The organism is Sphingomonas brevis (assembly GCF_023516505.1).
Classification (GTDB): domain Bacteria; phylum Pseudomonadota; class Alphaproteobacteria; order Sphingomonadales; family Sphingomonadaceae; genus Sphingomicrobium; species Sphingomicrobium breve.
Map to the genome: position 1 here is coordinate 1,912,788 of NZ_JAMGBB010000001.1, position 16,460 is coordinate 1,929,247.

At 59.7% G+C, this 16,460-nt stretch carries 18 protein-coding genes; 7 read left to right on the forward strand and 11 right to left on the reverse strand.

Features of this window, described 5'->3' with window-relative positions:
* Window positions 1–358 precede the first annotated feature (358 nt).
* From LZ518_RS09875 to LZ518_RS09890, 4 genes are all read left to right on the forward strand, one after another.
* The gene (locus tag LZ518_RS09875; RefSeq protein WP_249915821.1) at window positions 359–1,297 is read left to right on the forward strand and encodes a metallophosphoesterase family protein; all 939 of its coding nucleotides are present in this window, start codon (window positions 359–361) and stop codon (window positions 1,295–1,297) included.
* Between the two features lie 16 nt (window positions 1,298–1,313).
* A complete protein-coding gene (locus LZ518_RS09880) occupies window positions 1,314–1,670 on the forward strand; it encodes a cupredoxin domain-containing protein (RefSeq protein WP_249915822.1) in 357 nt (118 codons plus the stop codon).
* 81 nt (window positions 1,671–1,751) lie between these two features.
* On the forward strand, window positions 1,752–2,339 hold the full coding sequence (locus tag LZ518_RS09885; protein WP_249915823.1) for a sigma-70 family RNA polymerase sigma factor: 588 nt from the start codon (window positions 1,752–1,754) through the stop codon (window positions 2,337–2,339).
* A complete protein-coding gene (locus tag LZ518_RS09890; RefSeq protein ID WP_249915824.1) occupies window positions 2,339–3,091 on the forward strand; it encodes an anti-sigma factor family protein in 753 nt (250 codons plus the stop codon). Before LZ518_RS09885 ends, LZ518_RS09890 begins: the two co-directional genes overlap by 1 nt.
* Window positions 3,092–3,163: 72 nt before the next feature.
* Here LZ518_RS09890 and LZ518_RS09895 read toward each other — a convergent pair whose 3' ends face one another.
* A complete protein-coding gene (locus LZ518_RS09895; protein ID WP_249915825.1) occupies window positions 3,164–4,228 on the reverse strand; it encodes a 2OG-Fe(II) oxygenase family protein in 1,065 nt (354 codons plus the stop codon).
* Window positions 4,225–5,121: a sulfite exporter TauE/SafE family protein gene (locus LZ518_RS09900; RefSeq protein ID WP_249915826.1), complete on the reverse strand. Its 897-nt coding sequence runs from the start codon at window positions 5,119–5,121 to the stop codon at window positions 4,225–4,227. The genes LZ518_RS09895 and LZ518_RS09900 overlap by 4 nt, the downstream gene beginning before the upstream one ends.
* A 504-nt stretch (window positions 5,122–5,625) precedes the next feature.
* Between LZ518_RS09900 and kynU the strand changes: the two genes are divergently transcribed.
* Window positions 5,626–6,855, forward strand: coding sequence for a kynureninase (kynU, locus tag LZ518_RS09905; protein WP_249915827.1), 1,230 nt, complete (start codon window positions 5,626–5,628; stop codon window positions 6,853–6,855).
* 83 nt (window positions 6,856–6,938) lie between these two features.
* Here the strand turns inward: kynU and LZ518_RS13620 are convergent, their stop codons facing one another.
* The 3 genes from LZ518_RS13620 to LZ518_RS09915 form a co-directional block, all read right to left on the reverse strand.
* Window positions 6,939–7,208 carry a YciI family protein gene (locus LZ518_RS13620; RefSeq protein WP_431358218.1) on the reverse strand — a complete coding sequence of 90 codons (270 nt, stop codon included), beginning with the start codon at window positions 7,206–7,208 and terminating at the stop codon, window positions 6,939–6,941.
* A 26-nt stretch (window positions 7,209–7,234) separates the two neighbouring features.
* A complete protein-coding gene (locus LZ518_RS09910; protein WP_249915828.1) occupies window positions 7,235–8,512 on the reverse strand; it encodes an NAD(P)/FAD-dependent oxidoreductase in 1,278 nt (425 codons plus the stop codon).
* 429 nt (window positions 8,513–8,941) lie between these two features.
* Window positions 8,942–9,487, reverse strand: coding sequence for a carboxymuconolactone decarboxylase family protein (locus LZ518_RS09915; protein ID WP_249915829.1), 546 nt, complete (start codon window positions 9,485–9,487; stop codon window positions 8,942–8,944).
* 116 nt (window positions 9,488–9,603) lie between these two features.
* Between LZ518_RS09915 and LZ518_RS09920 the strand changes: the two genes are divergently transcribed.
* Window positions 9,604–10,590 carry a LysR family transcriptional regulator gene (locus tag LZ518_RS09920; RefSeq protein WP_249915830.1) on the forward strand — a complete coding sequence of 329 codons (987 nt, stop codon included), beginning with the start codon at window positions 9,604–9,606 and terminating at the stop codon, window positions 10,588–10,590.
* Here the strand turns inward: LZ518_RS09920 and LZ518_RS09925 are convergent.
* Window positions 10,570–10,992, reverse strand: coding sequence for a contact-dependent growth inhibition system immunity protein (locus LZ518_RS09925; protein WP_249915831.1), 423 nt, complete (start codon window positions 10,990–10,992; stop codon window positions 10,570–10,572). The two genes, LZ518_RS09920 and LZ518_RS09925, sit on opposite strands and share 21 nt — an antisense overlap.
* Before the next feature lie 65 nt (window positions 10,993–11,057).
* Window positions 11,058–11,507: a RidA family protein gene (locus tag LZ518_RS09930; RefSeq protein ID WP_249915832.1), complete on the reverse strand. Its 450-nt coding sequence runs from the start codon at window positions 11,505–11,507 to the stop codon at window positions 11,058–11,060.
* 160 nt (window positions 11,508–11,667) lie between these two features.
* Between LZ518_RS09930 and LZ518_RS13625 the strand changes: the two genes are divergently transcribed.
* Window positions 11,668–12,129: a P-loop nucleotide/nucleoside kinase family protein gene (locus tag LZ518_RS13625; RefSeq protein WP_431358219.1), complete on the forward strand. Its 462-nt coding sequence runs from the start codon at window positions 11,668–11,670 to the stop codon at window positions 12,127–12,129.
* 91 nt (window positions 12,130–12,220) lie between these two features.
* Here the strand turns inward: LZ518_RS13625 and LZ518_RS09935 are convergent, their stop codons facing one another.
* From LZ518_RS09935 to LZ518_RS09950, 4 genes are all read right to left on the reverse strand, one after another.
* Window positions 12,221–12,802 (reverse strand): hypothetical protein, encoded by a 582-nt coding sequence (locus LZ518_RS09935; RefSeq protein WP_249915833.1) that lies wholly within the window; start codon window positions 12,800–12,802, stop codon window positions 12,221–12,223.
* 119 nt (window positions 12,803–12,921) lie between these two features.
* A complete protein-coding gene (locus LZ518_RS09940; protein ID WP_249915834.1) occupies window positions 12,922–13,611 on the reverse strand; it encodes a hypothetical protein in 690 nt (229 codons plus the stop codon).
* Between the two features lie 225 nt (window positions 13,612–13,836).
* Window positions 13,837–15,027: a hypothetical protein gene (locus LZ518_RS09945; RefSeq protein ID WP_249915835.1), complete on the reverse strand. Its 1,191-nt coding sequence runs from the start codon at window positions 15,025–15,027 to the stop codon at window positions 13,837–13,839.
* Entirely contained in the window at window positions 15,002–16,423 is a 1,422-nt protein-coding gene (locus LZ518_RS09950; protein ID WP_249915836.1) for an MBOAT family O-acyltransferase, read from the reverse strand. The genes LZ518_RS09945 and LZ518_RS09950 overlap by 26 nt, the downstream gene beginning before the upstream one ends.
* Window positions 16,424–16,460: the final 37 nt, after the last annotated feature.

Below are 16,460 nucleotides of genomic sequence, written 5' to 3' on the forward strand. Positions count from 1 at the left end.
CACATGTGGGGGCTTCGGTTTCGCAGGCTGATCTCGTGGCTAGTGCTGATAGGGGCGTCGGCAGCCTATTGGGCCGAACTCGCGCCGTTTCTGCACACCAAAAAGCAGTACATCGATGCTTTCATTATTTTCGTGGTCTTGTTCTTCGGCGCACTCGCGGCATTGGTATTTGTCTTGCGGCTGCCAACTTCGAAGGAGGGACCGACACCTAGAGTGATCCCGAGATTGGAAGAGTCCTAGCAGCCGCAATAGGTGGATAGCGGACATAGGCGAACCCAATAAATCTTTGCGGGTTCGGGAATAAACTGTCCGCCGGCCGAGTCACTGGCATCGACACTTTGAAACGAAGGTCGATGCTATGTCTGGAATTGAAGAAGACCGCCGCGATTTCCTGAAATGCATGGCGTGGGCGGGAACTGGCGCGCTGTTCGCGTTCACCGGGGGCGTCGGCAGCTCGATGGGCCTCGACCATGCCCTGGCTGCGCCGCTTCGGAATATGGCCGCAAAGCCTTTCACGTTCGTCCAGCTGAGCGACAGCCATATCGGCTTCAACAAGCCGCCCAATGCAGATGCCCGCGCAACTTTCGGCGAAGCAATCGCGAAAGTGAAGGCGCTTCCGGCCCAACCTGATTTCATCATTCACACCGGGGACGTTTCACAGCTCTCGCGCGACGAGGAGTTCGACGACGCCGAACAGATGTTGAAGGCGACGGGTCTTCCGGTGTTCTTCGTCCCAGGCGAACATGACATGCTCGACCCCGATGGCGGCAAGGCCTTCCTCAATCGCTTCGGAAAGGGATCGAAGGGCGCGGGCTGGTACAGTTTCGACCACAAGGGCGTCCACTTCGTTGCTCTCGTCAATGTCGCCGACCTGAAGCCGGGCGGCATGGGCAACCTCGGCGCCGAACAGCTCAAATGGCTGGCGGCGGACCTTGCCGGGCGGCCGTCTTCGACCCCTATCGTCGTCTTCGCGCATATCCCGCTGTGGACGGTTTACGCCGACTGGGGATGGGGCACGGATGACGCCGCCGAGGCGCTGAAGCTCCTTGCACGCTTCGGTTCGGTCACGGTCCTCAATGGCCACATTCACCAGATCACGCAGAAAGTGGAAGGGCGCATCGCCTTCCACACCGCGCGATCAACCGCCTTTCCGCAACCGGCTCCCGGCACTGCGGAGTCTCCAGGGCCGCTCAAGGTCCCTGCCGAACAGCTCCGCTCTATGCTTGGAATCACCGACGCGATGTTCGTGCGCGGTCACGACCGCATCGCACTTATCGACTCCACCCTTTCCGCCTGACCCCACAGGAGAACCCATGACTCGCGCATTCAAGATTCTAACGTTCCAAGCATCTACCCTCCTTGCCGGCATCCTGATGCTGTCGGCGGTGGCGGACATGGCGAAGGCCGCTCCGTCACAGCCGGCCGCAGTCGTGACGATCGGCAACTTCACCTTCAAGGCGCCGGTCGTGACAGTGCAGACCGGAACGACGGTCACTTGGACCAACGACGACGATATCCCGCACACGGTCGTGTCAAAGGATGGGGTGTTTAAGTCGAAGGTTCTCGATACCGGCGACCGTTTCTCCTTCACTTTCGCCAAGTCGGGTCAATTCGGCTATTTCTGTTCGCTGCACCCGCACATGACGGGCACGATCGTCGTCAAAGCGTGAGGCACGGGAACTGGTCGTGAGACTGTGAAGACTTTCAGTCATTTGCTCTTCAGAGCACGCTCACGGGCCAGCGAGAGTTCGGTGCTGGGTGTCCCCCGGCCCGATGCCGGCCAAGCCGACAGATTCAGGCAGCTCATCCTGCCGCACCTGGACGGGGCTTATAATCTCGCATGCTATCTGACGCGGGACCCGGTGCTCAGCCAGGATGTCGTGCAGGATTCGTGCCTGCGCGCCTTCCGTGCCTTCGCCCAGTTCCGTGGCGGATCGGCGCGGGCTTGGCTGTTCACGATCGTGCGCAATTGCTGCCGGACGGCGCAATCCGGTCAAAGCGGTATGCTCAGCCTCGTCATTCACGAAAGCAGTCTGGACGAGGAAGTGGCGGTTGCGCTCAACGAGCGAGCTGACCCTTCGCCGACGCCGGAAGAAGAGGTCATCCGCAAGACCGAGATCAGCCAGCTGCGCGCCGCAATCGAGGCCATGCCGGAGCCGTTTCGCGAAGCCATTGTCCTGCGTGACCTTGAGGATCTGTCCTATGCGGAGATTGCCGAAGTTACAGGAGTTCCGATCGGAACGGTCATGTCGCGCCTGTCGCGGGGGCGGTCCATACTTGCCAAAGAGCTCTTGCCGCCCGCCAAGGGTGCAGACGAAGCGTCAAGGAGCGTGAAGTGATGTCCGCCTGTGTTGATCAGGAACTGCTGCTGGGCGGCCTCATCGACGGCGAGCTCGACGCCGCCAACACTGCGCTGGTCGAGGCCCACGTCGCGCGATGCGAAGGCTGTCGTGAGGAGCTTGACCGGCTGCAGGCTGTTCGCAACCTCCTCCGGGCTGACGGAGTTCGCCATTCGGCGCCCGAAACTTTGAAACAGCGCATTGCGGAATTGCCGGAACTGTCGCCGAGGGCAGGCAAGCGGCAAATGCTTCCGGGCTGGCTTGCTCCGGGCCTTGCCGGAGCGCTGGCGGCTTCGTTGGCGATGGTGCTGTTCGTTCCGGTTTCAGATCCGTCGGGAATCGACCAGCAGCTCGTCTCAAGCCATGTCCGTTCGCTTCAGCCGGGCCACCTGACGGACGTCCAGACAACCAATCAGCACATCGTGAAGCCATGGTTCAACGGCAAGATCGATTTCGCGCCGCCGGTTCCTGAGCTCGCGGATAAGGGGTTCCCATTGGCCGGCGGCCGGCTCGATTCCATCGATGGAAGGACGGTAGCTGCCATCGTCTATCATCGCAGGCTCCACACGGTGAACCTGTTCGTCTGGCCGTCGAAGCCCGTGAGCGAGCGAACCTCAGTCGAAGACGGGTTTGAACTGGCCGAATGGAGCGATGGAGGCCTCAGGTTCGCGGCCGTGTCAGACATTCCCCCACAGGAATTGCAGCAATTCGAGCGAGCGTTCCGAGCGCAAGCCGCCGCCAGCCAGCGTTAAGCACCGAACGATTGGCCAATGTCCGGAATGGGTCGAAACCGGTCATTGGACTCGACGTGCGGACAAACCCACTCAATCCTCGACAGCGTAGTCGTCGCCGTAAAACTTGCTCGTACTTCGGGTGTGAAAGGTCTGGGCCTTGATGGGCTCATAATTTGGCGGGCCCAAGCCAGGCAAAACCTCAAGAATCTCCTGCTCCCAAACGTAGACCGCCACCGGAAACGAAACTCGTGCCTTCGCGAGATGCGATCGGTCGCTCGGCTTTCCGACGCGGTGCGTTGTCGATGGAAGCCGGTCGTTGCTGATCCGCTGCATGTAGTCGCCCGTGTTGATGATGATGGATCCATAGGGAGGATTTAGCCGCACCCATTTGCCGCTGCGGTGATTCCAAACCTGCAACCCGTCGACGGTCGTGGCTGGCAAGAGGGTGAACAGGTCAACATCTTCATGGCCCAGCAGCCTGCCTGCGCCCGACAGGTCCTGGGCCCGGCTCATTGGCGGATAGTAGTTCAGGCGCAGCCCGAAATTGGTGCCCGTCAACTTTTGATCATAAATGTGTGGGTCGACGCCAAGGCCGTGGAGTATTGCCTGAGCGATCGGCTTGAACAATTTCTCATGCTCGAGCGCGAGCCGGCGGAACAGCGGCTCATATTCCACTTGCGGCCAATAATCCTCTGGCCGGAAGTTGCCGTCGCGCTGCTGCGGAATGTCGAATGCTCGGCGGCACCACACCCAGCCTTCGACCAGATCGGGATGGATTTCGCTGGTCTCCTCGATCGGGAAATATCCTTGACTGACCGATCCAAATCGTTGGGCGCGAAATCGCATCTTGTCGTCAAGTGACGTCGTCGTGAACAGCCTGTGGATGCCGTCTTGAATGTCATCGTAAAGTGCCGGATCCACGCCGTGTCCAATTAGAACGGCAAAGCCAATTTCCTCCAACGCACCGACAAATTCATGGGCAAAGCGCGCCTTGGCGGCCTCATCTCCGCTCAGATAATCGCCAAGATCCAACGTGGCGATCAGATAATCCTCGTCGAATTCATCGCGATCGCTTTCGGCCAGTCGATAGGTATGCGACTTTCGCACTTGGTCATACTTCTCGAAGTCGCGGTTAAGCGCGTTTGGGTTGGTCATGATGCCACCACCGCTGTTTGTGCCAACTGCGCCTTTTCGTCACGCCTGCCGCTTAGCGCGGCTCTCAGCAATACAATCGCCGCATAAACTACCACTACAAGCACCATCCAGCGAAGCAGCTCAAGAGGCATGGATTTCACGATCAGGGCCGCAACGATCACAGCGGGAATCCCTCCCAGCGCAAGGCCAAGAACAATGCGAAGGTCGATCTGCCCCATTCGGATATGCCGGACGCCGGAGCCGACACCCATCAACGAGCCGCCGGTGGCCATGATCGGGAAGCACAGTCTTGGGTCCATGCCCATCAAGCTGAGAATGACCAGCGTCGGCGCAAAATTGCCAACGCCGAAGTTTGCCAGCAGCCCCAGCCCAAAGCTGACAATAATAGCGATCGACGTCTGGACGGGCGGCAGGCCAGTTGAAGTCCCACCGACTGGAAACAGGTGCAGGTTGGTCATCCCGTAAGCGGTGGCGGCCAAGATCAAGCCTATCGCGACAAGCAATTGTACCACCCAAACCCTCGCCCGGGCCACCAATGGCGCTCCGACCAACCCGCCGGCCATCGTTGCCATCGCACAGCCGAACAACAAGATTGGATCGACCAGCACTCCCAGCAAGATCAGGAAGATGACGCTTTCGGCCAGGACCGGTGGCGTGAGGCCGGCGATCATCGTTGGCGGGATCAGGCGATCTGGCACCAGTCGCCGAAACTTCATCCATGCAGTGGTCGTGGCAAATGAGCCAATTCCCAGTGCGTCGAAAAAATTCACGACTGCGCCTAGGATCAGTGCTTCGAGATTCGGCCGGACCCTGTGGGCAATGACGGCCAGAGTGAGCGCGCGGCCATAATAGATGATCGCGACGCCGATAATGACAAGGATGATCGTCAACATAGTTGCTTGCAGTTCCTCACGCTGCGCACCGCATCGTCGCAGCTTTCAATTCTGAAACCAAGGTGGCGACCCGCGGAGGCGAATGATCTGCCTCCGTCGCCGCACTAGCCATCGCGCAGCCGACGATCACACCAGCCGCACCCGACGCGGCGGCCTAGCGGAGCTGGTCCGGCGTGGAGATGCCGAAACCGAGGGCGGGCGGCGGAGCGCCCAGTTGACGAAGTTCATCGAACAAACGCTGCGGTGCGGCCGATTGGCTTGGGTTCGACATGGAAATTCCTTGCGGCAATGAAAAACCCGTCGGAAGGCGGGTCGAGGAGCTGGTCAGTGTGAATGGATCAAGATGATCAGTTCAGCAGCCACGCCATCGCGCCGCGAGGGTCGTTCCGCGCCACCGAAGCCAGGCCGTCCCGCCCGAAGCGGGCTGGAAACTGTTGGCAAGGGGGCGAAATTCCGTCACGCCCTAAGCCTCGCCATCACCCGTCCATTTGTCAAGCGCGTGCCATGCCAGACCGTTCAATGATCCTTTCCGATGTGCTGGAGCTCGACCTCGGCGATCCGCTCCGCGCGATTCGCCAGCGGTTCCTGCTGCCCGAGGGCATTGCCTATTTCGACGGGCATTCGCTGGGCCCCTTGCCCCGCCTGACGCAGGCGAAACTGGGCGAGGTGGTCAATGACCAGTGGGGCCGGCAGCTAATCGGCGGCTGGAACGCCGGCTGGATCGACGCGCCGCAAAGGGTCGGCGCAAAGATTGCCGGGCTAATCGGCGCCAAGCCGCATGAGGTCATCATCGCCGATTCAACCTCCGTGAACCTGTTCAAGCTAATTGTCGCCGCCTCCCGGCTTTCGCAGGGCTCGGCCCTGCTAACGGAAACGGACAATTTCCACACCGACCGATACATTGCCTCGGGCGCCGCCGAACTCGCCGGCCTCGACCTGAGGATCGAGTCCCGCGAGAAGATCGAAGACAGCCTCGATTCCACCACCAACCTGCTACTCCTGACCCACGTCCATTATGGAACGTCGGAGCGATACGCCATGGCGGCCGTGACGAAGCAGGCGCGGGGCGCCGGGGCGCTGACCATCTGGGACCTCTGCCACAGCGCGGGCGCCGTCCCGCTGCAGCTGAATCGCGACGGAGTCGAGCTGGCGGTCGGCTGCGGATACAAATATCTCAACGGCGGGCCGGGGGCACCGTCATTCCTCTATGTCGCCGAACATCTTCAGGACCGGCTGCTGTCGCCGCTGCGCGGCTGGATGGGCCATGCAGCGCCGTTCGATTTTTCCGCCGACTATGTGCCGGCGCCCGGGATCGACCGATTCCTCGCGGGGACGCCGCCGATCCTGAGCTTCGCAGCGCTCGAAGCTGCGATCGAAGCATTCGACGACGTCCCCATGCAGTCCGTGTGGGAAAAGTCGATCGCCCTGTTCGAGCTGTTCGACCGGCTGATGTCCGAACGCTGCCCGGAATTGATCTGCGTCACACCGAGAGATGCATCGCGTCGGGGCAGTCACATCGCCTTCCGGCACCCTAATGCTTTCGCCATCTGCCAGGCGCTGATCGCCGAGGGTGTGATTGGCGATTTCCGCGCCCCTGACATCATCCGCTTCGGCTTGACGCCGCTTTACCTGCGCTTCGAGGATGTCTGGAGCGCGGTCGAGAGCTGCGCGGCGATCATGGACAGCCGAAGCTGGGATCAGCCGCAGTTCAATGCTCGGCAAAAGGTGACTTAATCGGAATCTCGTGGCCGGCTAATGTCCTCTTTGGGTCGAAGACGGACATTGGTAACCGTATCCAAGGCCTAGGAGACTGATCCCTACGGACCTGACTTCCACTCCCGCACAGTTATCGTTGAACAGTCCTGCAGGTTGAGTGGATCCTGCTCTGCCACGAACAGTGCCTGATTATAGCTCCTCACCTTCAAAACGTATGCGCCACCTGTCCCATCGGTAAATGGGCCAGATTGCTCGAGCATCCCTCGCTCGCGCAGATCATCGAGAAAGCAAAGATGCGCCGGTATCACCCGCGGATCGAATGCAGGGGTGCGAATCATCATCACCAAACATTTCACAGTCGGTCCCGCCATTTGTTCGAGGAGCTGCCATGACGTTGTTAGGCGCCCGCTTCGCGGCCAAGAATTCGGGACGAAGAAACAGCTTCATCTGTGATCAGGCGGGCGCTGCGTTGATAGGTAAAGTAGTTCCAAAGCCAGCTGATCCCGACCGCAAGGCGACTGCGGAATCCGACCAGGAACCAGATATGGGCTAGTGACCAGATCAGCCAGGCAATAAACCCGCTCTGCTGGTAATTGCCCCATTCAATCACCGCCTTGCTGCGGCCGATCGTCGCTAGATTGCCGAAGCTGCGGTAAGCAAATGGCATTGCGCAGCGGCCAAGGATCTGGTCGGCGACCCAGCGGCCCTGCTGTTTGGCAACCGGCGCAATCGCCGGGAGAGCCTGACCATCCATGCTGGGGACATTGGCAGTATCGCCGATAGCGAAAATCCGGTCATGATCCGGAACCCGGAGGTCGCGTTCCACGAAGATGCGCCCCTGGCGGTCGTGCTCGGCCTTTAGCCATTGCGCAGCTGGCGAGGCTTGAACACCGGCCGCCCAAACGACGGTATGGGCCGGGATTTGTACCCGCCCGCTGGCAACGTGATCACCCGCGACGTTGCTAACCGGTGAGTTGACCAGGACTTCTACGCCAAGCTCACTAAGCGCCTGCTCGGCCTTGAGGGAAAGCGGCGGCGGAAATGCCGGCAAAACCCTTGAGCCCGCCTCGACCAGCACAACTCTCGAGCAACGCGGCGTAATGCTGCGAAAATCGTTAGAGGCGGAACGGCGCGCGAGCTCGGCGATTGCTCCCGCCATCTCGACACCGGTTGGGCCGCCGCCGATTACCACAAATGTTAGCAGCCTCCGCCGCCGGGTCGCGTCCGTCTCCGTTTCGGCAAGTTCCAGCGCCAAAAGGACGCGGCGACGGATGTCGACTGCGTCCTCGATACTCTTGAGGCCGGGGGCGTGGCTGGCCCAATGGTCTTGGCCGAAGTAGCTATGGCAGGCGCCGGTCGACAGGATCAGCCAGTCAAAGGCCAGGGGTCCGGTGCGATCGAGGATGACTTGGTTCGAGCTCGATTCGATCCCCACTACTTCGTCAAGCAACACCCGCACATTGGGAGCGCTGGAGAGAATCGACCGGATCGGGGCAGCGATGTCAGCCGGCGATAAGGCGGCGGTCGCAACTTGGTAGAGCAGCGGTTGAAACAGGTGATGGTTGCGCCGATCAACCAAGGTCACGTCGACGCGCTTGCCGACCAGCCGCTTCGCAGCGGCCAGCCCGCCGAAGCCGGCGCCAACGATGACAACCCTGGGCGCCCTTTCGCTCATTCAAATGCGCCGTCCAGCTGCCGTCGACGGGGAGCGCAGTGCAAATGATCGAGGTGGCGCCTAGCCCGCAAAGAACTACGCGCCAGGGGGGTGCGGTCCATGGTCTGCATTTGCATCATGCGTCTCCATTGAGTGGCAGGCGCTTAGGATGCCGTTCGAGAGGCAATAACGAAAATTCAGTTTGTGCATCGACTCCATAGTCCCCTTAACTTTACGCGCGGCCGCGACGGGCTGGTGTCAGACACCAGCGAAAACTCGAAAGTTGCCGCTCTCCTGACGAGATAAGGGACGGTCAATCTTCATGCTCAGATTAATCACAAACCGAAGCGTGTAACTGGGACGCCGGCGGCAATGGCTGGAGAATGGACGATCTCAGCGAAAAGAAAATGTCGTCGGCGAGAGGTGGAGAGCTCGCCGACGAAGAAGTCGTCAGGCGGCTTGCGCGGCGCGGACAACGGGGAAGTCAATGTCGGTCTCGGCGACGTTGTTGATGTAGTTTGTGAGTACATTGAGGGCCACGCTCGCAACGATCTCAATAACCTGGGCTTCGCTAAAACCAGCCAGCCGAACCTCGGCGATGTCAGCATCGCTGACGCGACCCCGCATATCGAGGACTTTCCGGGCGAAGACGACCGCGGCGTCGGCCTTGGCGTCGCCCGAATGGCCAGCGCGATTGAGGGCAATCTCGGTGTCATCGATCTTGGCGAGGTTGAGGCCGAGATAGGTATGCGCCGACAGGCAATAGTCGCAGCCATTCGCCTGAGCGATGGCGAGAGCGATCCGTTCGCGGGTTTTGGCGTCGAGCGTCCCTCCGAGCGCGCCGTTTAGGCCAAGATAGCCTTCGAGTGCTGCAGGGCTGTTCCCCACGAGGCGGAAAAGATTCGGGACGATGCCGAGCTGCTTCCCGACCGCGTCGAGCAACGGCTGTGATTCGGCGGGGGCGTCTTCGCGGGATGGGATGGTGATGCGGGACATTGAGATATCTCCTTCTCGGGCCGCGGGATGCGGCCTCCCAACAACGAATGCCATTCGCGCACTTCTGTGATAATCCGGTCATTGCCCACTTCACTCATGCGAATAACGGGATAATCATGGACCGACTGGATATGCTTCGGACCTTCGTGGCGGTCGCGGACAATGCCAGCTTCGCCGAAGCTGCGCGGCGCTTGCGGATCTCGCCGACAGCTGCAAGTCGTGCGGTCGCTGTCCTTGAAGCCTCGCTTAGTACCGTTCTGCTTCGTAGAACAACTCGTTCAGTTCGGACTACGGCCGAGGGAGCCATCTATCTAGATAAGTGCCGCGCGGTGCTCGCTGATCTCGACGACGCGGCGCTTGCCTTACGCGGCGACGCCGCGACGCCAGGCGGAACCCTGGTCGTCACCGCGCCGGTCACGTTCGGGCGGCTCCATATCGTCCCAATCGTGACCGCAATGCTACGTGCTCACAGTACGCTCAGGGTCGAGCTAACTCTGGTCGATCGGGTGGTTCGGCTGGTTGATGAAGGGATCGACGTCGCGGTTCGGATTGGAGATCTATCGGATAGTGCCCTTTACGCGCTTAAGGTTGCTGAAGTGCGTCGCATCCTTGTCGCCAGCCCCCGTTATCTCGCAGTACATCCAGCGCCTGCTGGTGTCGCCGGCCTGCACGGCCATTCTTTGATTTCGTTTGACGAACTGGATCGCACTCAGGAGTGGCGGTTCGGCTCCAGCGGCAAGCCGGCTATACGGGTCGGGCCGCGACTTATCGTAAATGCCGCCGATGCGGCAATCTCGGCGGCCATCGACGGCTTGGGGATAGCGCATGTGCTTTCATACCAGGCTCTCGACGCGATTTCTTCCGGGCAACTGGTGACATTGCTTGACGACCTCGCACCGCCTCCGATCCCTGTCCACTTAATCTATCAGGCCAACCGTCGGACGTCGGTGAACGTCCGCGCTTTCAACGACGCCGCGCGAATGCATTTCGGGCGGCTGGACCTTTCCGGACGGCTGACAACTGCGTCCACCAGGGGCAAAAGAAAAATCGCTCTGACGACCGCAATCGGTGGAAAGCGGCCACTAGTTCGAGGCCGCACCTAAGTCGGGGAGATTGAGGCTTTCACGGAACGCGTCGTTCTCATCGGCCGGCCGCTCCAACGCTCGATGATACAATGCCGGGAGCACGGCAGCATACTCAGGCCGCTCCCTCCATACGCCCGGCTCAGCCCGAATGAGGGAAGAAAGCACATCGCCGGGATAATAGCCGCCTTCGAACAATGGGTCAGCTTCAAGCTTGGGCATGACGAAATCAAGCACGCATGGGAACCCATCGGATTGCGCGACCAGACACCCGATTTCCGCATTGGTGAGTTGGTAAAGTGGCTTCTTCCAGGACTGCCAGACTGCCTTGACCAATGGCATCGGCGCCTGTCGCGGGTCACCCGCGCTCAAACCCGTCAGTTCCTCTAGCGACAATGAAAAGTCGGTCGGTTTCTGTTTCATTGGTCGCCGTCATCGCAGCACGACCTATTGTCCGCAATGGGTGGAAAGCTGCCGTTAGCTCTTGCCTATTTCTGCCTCGCGTGTGCCCAGCATTCGAGTTCAATCAAGGCGCCACCAGCCAAGCCATTCGCGCCGATGGCGCTACGGGCCGGTAGCTTGCCGATCGGGAAATAGGGAACGTAAATTGCGTTAAATGCGGGCCACTTGCTCATGTCGGAAAGCATCACCGTGCATTTTACAACGTCGGCAAAGCCAAGGCCTCGCTCCTTGAGAACAGCCCCGACATTTTCCATCGTCTGCCGCGCTTGAGCCTCGAACCCGTCCTTCAGCTGCCCATCAACGTCCCCCGTCTGCCCTGACAGATAGAGCATGTCTCCAACTCTGACCGCATTCGCATACGGAGCGGGCTGACCGCCCGCCGCAGGTGCGGGAAAATACTCAACGACGGGCCAGTCCAGCGGAGCCGCCCCCGCGTCGGCGCTCAAAATCAGAACAGCTGCTGCTATGCCCCGCATCGGACTATCTCCTGCCTAATGCTATCGGGCGAGTTTCGCGCAAGGCGCTAATGTCCGCAACGGGTGGAAAGCGACATTCCAGCAACGTGCACTGCCTGCTAGATTTTGTTTGAGACTAGGGGGAACTCGTGGTGACCGATTCAGGGATGTTGCATGCATTTTGTGGGAAAATTGCCTCGGGCAAATCTTCGCTGGCGGCTTCGCTCGCCAATGCGCCACTTACTGTCTTGATAGGCGAGGACGAACTTCTGTCGCGCCTTTATCCGGCGAAATTGCTACGATCGACGATTATATTCGTGCCGCGACACGGCTGCGCCGGGCCATCGGACCTCATTTGGAGAAGCTTCTCCGAACCGGCCTCAATGTTGTGTTGGACTTTCAGGCGAATACGCCAACGGCGCGAGCCTGGATCAAAACGGTCGTCGAGAGCGCAGGTGCGGACCACCAATTGCATTACCTCGATGTCTCCGACGAGGTATGCAAGTCGCGCTTGGCGGAGCGCAACGCGTCTGGAACTCATGAGTATCAGGTCAGCGAGGCGGACTTTGAATTATTCAACAGCTACGTTGTGCCCCCTGCGTCGGCTGAGGGTTTCAACGTCGTGATTCACCCAATGTCATAGGAAAGTGCCTGCAACTGCGATTGGTCGCTAATGACCGCAATGGGTCGAGGTCGATCGACAGTGGTCATTCGCTACCCGCCGCAGAGACAAATTAGACGACCAGCAGGCGAGCAGGCAGAACCCTGATGCACAGCCAAATGAAGAGGAGCGGGACCGCAATACGGTGAAGCTTCCGGTTGGGCCAGATGGCCAGCGCCAGAACGATGGGAAATCCAATCAGCCCTGCCAGATACATATCGCCCTGGGCGGACAATCCCCGCGTTACGAAGGAAAGCCCACCCATAAACACCACAGCGCCATATAGGACGGCTATGGCCGACCACAGGTAGCGACCAACGAAGGCGTAGTGTTCGCCAAGATCGAACGGCTGCCCGACGACTACGTTGTCAGGAAGGGCTGCGCGGGCAGCGAGATACAATGAAATCATCGGCGCCAGGATCAGGAGGAAAATCCAGATGTGGGGGCCCTTCACCGATCCCTCGAACGCCACGTATGTCATCCGCCAGCTGTTGATAATCAGAAGGAACACGAAGGCGGCGGCAAGCAGAGCCAGCCAGTCCCACTTTACCAATCGGCGATTGATCAGAAGGCCGTGCAGGCTAACGATCATGTCACTGACTGCGAGACCCGTCACGATTGTCAGCAGGCCAAGGATATAGTCTGTGCCGCTCATGCCCCAATTCCCCGGTGCCGAGACTCCCATCAAGACTGACAGCGCAGCGAAGTGTCCGCAATGGGTGGAACGCGGAAATTGTGGGTGCGGGCAAAGGGCGGAGTCAACGTCGCTACCGACTATAAATAGGGCTTGCAGGCCGCATCTTGAATCCGTGGGATAATCGGGTTGGCGGCTTTCAAAAGCTGGGGATCCGGTTTTAGCCCAAGCTCGCGGGCGTGGCGGTCGATCGTTGTCTTGAACGCCGGAAGTATCTCGGCCATTCCTTGAAGATCCTTCGTAGCTAATATGATCTTGCGGATGTCTGCTTCTTCAAGCCGAGTGCTCCCATCGAACTCGGCGATTGTTACCCAGGTATCGCCCGTGCGGTCCTTCACGTCGCGAAAGGTTCGCATGCTCGAATAGAGACCGGCGTAATTAAGCCGCGGCTGCAATGGGATTCGCGACGCAATCTCGCCATCGATGATTTCCCAGGCTTCGGTTCGAACCATGAAGCCCGGAAGCGGGATGATTTCGTGTTTAAGCCGCAGAGGCTTCCCGGTTCGGAAACTTTCGGCCCATTTCCGCAGCTCCTCGGTGCGTCCATTGATGCAGGGAATCTGGGCCATTGTGAAGTCGAAGACCGCTAGGTTGCGTGAAAGTTCGGCATCCAGCGCCTCTTGAGTCTGACTTACTTCGCGCTTCCAGTGGAGGCTTTGCACCAACTCCTGTGCACCTAACGCTATGAGAACACCGAGTGTGACGATCGCCAGTTCCCATCCGACAGCATTCCAACCGTTCGGCGGCTTCAGCTTTAACAGGCGGAACATTCGTCATCCCCCCACAAAGATGCTGAAGTTTGCAGTTGTTCGCCAATGACCGCAATGGGTCGAAAGCTGCCATTAGACGGTAAGCTTCTTTTTGTCGGCAGCGGGTCGGCCTGATGGAAGCTACAGCCAATCATTGCGGTCAGCACTTGCCTAATGAAACAGAAATTTCCCAATGATTGAAGTGCCCATCATTTTATGTTGGGTGCGCCAGTTTGCAGCGCAGTGTCAAATGCGCCGCGCCGGCGCCCCTGCAGGCAAGTCGACACAGTCTTGCACGGAAAGCGGCGGGGGTGCGTCCCCGCGCAGCCGCAGCCGATCCGTCATCCCTGCCAAACGGCGCACATAGATGTCGGTGTAGACGGTCCTGCAGCCGGCACTGAGGTGAGACAGTTCCGGAAGCACCCATGGCTGCGGCCCGAAGTCGTCCGCATGGATTCCCTCGGAATGCGTCAGCCGCAACAATGAGTCCCAACCCTCAGCCTTGGGAATTCGCTGCTCTTCGTTGATGCGAAGTCGAGCCGCGGACGGCGGGCGTAGAAAGATCACATCGCCCCCTCGCGCCCGAATGGCCTCTACGGCTTTAGCGCTTTCCTTCAGCGTTTTTGGTACATTGAACGGCGGCTCTCCCGGGTCCGCCTTGAAGTCATTCCAGACGAAGGTCGCGTGGGCCCTCAAAAAGGGATCGGTCTCGATCCGGTCCCACATCACATAGGCGCGCCGCCGATCGTTTGTGCTGATCTTCCAGACGTCCTCATATGGGCCAAAGACGCCCTTGCGCCATCCGCGATCTATCCGGAACAACAAGGTGCTCAGCCGATAGTCCTTTGATGGAAAGGCCAAAGCCTTTTCCAATGCATCGCCCAGCCAAAGCCGCGTCCGCTGTGATGGCAGCCGGTATTTATGCGGTTCCATGAGATAGAGGCCGGCAAATCCAGGCTCGCCGAAGTAAGATGTGTCGGCCATGCCGACCAGTACCAGTCCATTGACCGACGGATCCTTGGCGAGGTCCTTGAGCAACGCGAGCGCGCTCGATCCGACGACGCCGAGCTGGACTGGTTGCTTGCCTGTCAAGGCAGAAAAACGGTCCAAGTCCGTGTCGAACATTAACCTGCTGTCGCTCACCAGGATAACCTTGTCCTTGCCGCTGGCCTGGGCGCGCGTCTCGACCCATCGGGCGATGCTATCGTCGACATCACCCGCAACGAGACCGAGTGAACGCATCTTCATTTCCCACCCGACCGTCAGCAGAAGAACGACGATCGCAACGATGAATGCCATTGTGCCCCATGGCCGGTTCGGAATGTCGCGGGTCGGAACAGGCTGCGCCTGGCCCGGCCGGTCGGACGCAGTGAGCCTCAGCCCTGCGGGCAGTGCGCCCTCATGGATGGCTTCAGAAGGCGAAGTAGATGAAGGCATTGCCTTGCCCCTGCTCGATGATCACCGCGAATAACATTGTGGCCCACGCCAAGGTCAGTGCCCAAGCGGGCGTCCGTTCGACCACCGCCTCGATGGTGGTCAATCGCATCGCCCAGTGAGTACCAACGATCGCGGCAACTATGGCCGCCGCGCATATCATCGGAACGATTGCCACTAACGGCTTGCCGCCTGGCGCATGACCGATCATGGCGCCCAGGATCGTCCATGCCTCTCCAAAACTGTCCGAACGAAAGAAGACCCAGGTCACGTCGATCAGCAGGAAGGTCAGCAGCATCAACGCAAGCAGCTGGCCCCGGCCCGGCTTAAAATCGCCAAACCTCCCCCTCAACCATCGCTCGGCCGAAAGATAGATGCCGTGCAGCCCGCCCCACGCCACAAATGTCCAGCTGGCGCCGTGCCATAACCCGCCAAGCAACATCGTGCCCATCAATGCCATATAGGTTCGCGCCGGGCCGTAGCGGTTGCCGCCCAGAGGAATGTATAGATAATCGCGGAGCCAGGCCGACAATGTGATGTGCCAGCGCCGCCAGAAATCGGAAAAACCGACGGCGCCGTAGGGAAAGCGAAAATTGTCGGGCATTGCAAAGCCAAGCGACAGTGCAACCCCGATCGCCGTGGTCGAATAGCCGGCGAAGTCGCAGAAGATCTGCCCTGCGAACGCCAATGTCGCAATCCACGCGTCGAGCAGTAGCGGTACCGTTGGCCCACGCGGATCATAAACGGCTTCGACCACCGGGGCGAGAAAGCCGTCGGCCAGTACCACCTTCTGGAAGAGCCCAACCGTGATCAGGAAGAGCCCGAACAAGAGCATGACCCGCGTCGCCCTTTTCGGCTCGGCGAATTGGGGAACCAGCTCGGTCGGTCGCATGATCGGACCCGCCACCAAGTGGGGAAAGAAGGTGACGAACAATGCATAGTCTAGGAAATGCGCTGCCGGCTTTGAACGCTTGAGATAGACGTCGAGCGTGTAGCTAAGTGTCGCGAAGGTGTAGAAGCTGATCCCGACCGGCAGGACGATATCGTATTTCGCTGGCACATAACGGACGCCGATACTGCCTGCGATCACGACGAAATTGTCGAGCAGGAACTGGCCATATTTGAAAAAGGCCAGCATTCCGAGATTCACGACGAGCGATGCAATCAACCAGGACCGACGCACTGATTTTCGGTCGGATTTCACCATCGTCTGTGCAGCCCACCAATCGACCACAGTGGAGGCCCACAGAAGCAGTACGAACGGTGGATTCCACGCGGCGTAGAAGAGGTAGCTGGCGATCAGCAGGAAGACCTTGCGCCCCGTCCAGGGCAGCCGCAACTGCCAGACGCCAAGGACAATGGCGAAAAAGACGACGAACGTCAGCGAATTGAAGATCATCGCGCGCGCATCCTATGCGCGGCCCGAGCACAATGCA

Excerpts from the sequence above, each read along its gene's own strand:
- LZ518_RS13620 (WP_431358218.1), bottom strand. The coding sequence starts at position 7,208 with ATGGCGGGACCGACTGTGAAATGTTTGGTGATGATGATTCGCACCCCT.
- LZ518_RS09915 (WP_249915829.1), bottom strand. The coding sequence starts at position 9,487 with ATGTCCCGCATCACCATCCCATCCCGCGAAGACGCCCCCGCCGAATCA.
- LZ518_RS09945 (WP_249915835.1), bottom strand. The coding sequence starts at position 15,027 with ATGCCTTCATCTACTTCGCCTTCTGAAGCCATCCATGAGGGCGCACTG.
- LZ518_RS09900 (WP_249915826.1), bottom strand. The coding sequence starts at position 5,121 with ATGTTGACGATCATCCTTGTCATTATCGGCGTCGCGATCATCTATTAT.
- kynU (WP_249915827.1), top strand. The coding sequence starts at position 5,626 with ATGCCAGACCGTTCAATGATCCTTTCCGATGTGCTGGAGCTCGACCTC.
- LZ518_RS09895 (WP_249915825.1), bottom strand. The coding sequence starts at position 4,228 with ATGACCAACCCAAACGCGCTTAACCGCGACTTCGAGAAGTATGACCAA.
- LZ518_RS09920 (WP_249915830.1), top strand. The coding sequence starts at position 9,604 with ATGGACCGACTGGATATGCTTCGGACCTTCGTGGCGGTCGCGGACAAT.
- LZ518_RS09880 (WP_249915822.1), top strand. The coding sequence starts at position 1,314 with ATGACTCGCGCATTCAAGATTCTAACGTTCCAAGCATCTACCCTCCTT.
- LZ518_RS09930 (WP_249915832.1), bottom strand. The coding sequence starts at position 11,507 with ATGCGGGGCATAGCAGCAGCTGTTCTGATTTTGAGCGCCGACGCGGGG.
- LZ518_RS09925 (WP_249915831.1), bottom strand. The coding sequence starts at position 10,992 with ATGAAACAGAAACCGACCGACTTTTCATTGTCGCTAGAGGAACTGACG.
- LZ518_RS09890 (WP_249915824.1), top strand. The coding sequence starts at position 2,339 with ATGTCCGCCTGTGTTGATCAGGAACTGCTGCTGGGCGGCCTCATCGAC.
- LZ518_RS09910 (WP_249915828.1), bottom strand. The coding sequence starts at position 8,512 with ATGAGCGAAAGGGCGCCCAGGGTTGTCATCGTTGGCGCCGGCTTCGGC.
- LZ518_RS09935 (WP_249915833.1), bottom strand. The coding sequence starts at position 12,802 with ATGAGCGGCACAGACTATATCCTTGGCCTGCTGACAATCGTGACGGGT.
- LZ518_RS09950 (WP_249915836.1), bottom strand. The coding sequence starts at position 16,423 with ATGATCTTCAATTCGCTGACGTTCGTCGTCTTTTTCGCCATTGTCCTT.
- LZ518_RS09875 (WP_249915821.1), top strand. The coding sequence starts at position 359 with ATGTCTGGAATTGAAGAAGACCGCCGCGATTTCCTGAAATGCATGGCG.
- LZ518_RS09940 (WP_249915834.1), bottom strand. The coding sequence starts at position 13,611 with ATGTTCCGCCTGTTAAAGCTGAAGCCGCCGAACGGTTGGAATGCTGTC.